The organism is Aphanothece microscopica RSMan92 (assembly GCF_046613545.2).
Taxonomy (GTDB): Bacteria; Cyanobacteriota; Cyanobacteriia; order PCC-6307; family Cyanobiaceae; genus NIES-981.
Genome location: NZ_JBKKKY020000481.1, coordinates 1 through 481, shown reverse-complemented (window position 1 = coordinate 481; position 481 = coordinate 1). Strand labels below are relative to the sequence as shown.

1 protein-coding gene is annotated in these 481 nt (G+C 75.7%); it reads right to left on the bottom strand.

Annotation, left to right across the window (positions count from 1 at the left end; all coding sequences use genetic code 11):
* Positions 1 to 298: hypothetical protein (locus tag ACLD7X_RS18645; protein WP_411425169.1), on the bottom strand; the 298-nt coding region annotated here is incomplete at its 3' end.
* Positions 299 to 481: the final 183 nt, after the last annotated feature.

The window sequence follows — 481 nt, the reverse complement described above, 5'->3', positions numbered from 1 at the left end:
CCCCGCCGCGGTCCGCCGCATCCGCGGGCAGCCGCCACATCGCCACCGCCAGCCATGCGACCCAGGCCGCCGCCGCCAGGGTGACGCCGCCGCGCAGGCCAGGCACCGCCGCCATGGCCGCCGCCCCCGCCAGCGCCAGCGGCACCGTGACCGCCAGATAGGCCGCCAGTTCCGCCGGGATCAGCCGCAGCGCGCCCCGCCAGCCCCGTTCCGCCCCCGCCAGCGCGACCAGCGTGTTCGTGGGGCCCGGCGTGGCCAGCAGCACCAGCAGCGCAAGCGTCATCTCGGCAAGGGTCATCCGCGGCTCCGTCCTTCGATGTCCGCCGATGCCATGGGCGCGGCGCCGGCGTCCTTGACGCGGATCAAGCCTTGCGCGCGGCGCGACACCGGGTTGCGTTGCACGCGGGCGCATTGCGGATTACATCAGGGCCGACCCGGATGGGAGAGACCCCTTGCGCGACCTCAAGCTGCCCGACCAGCG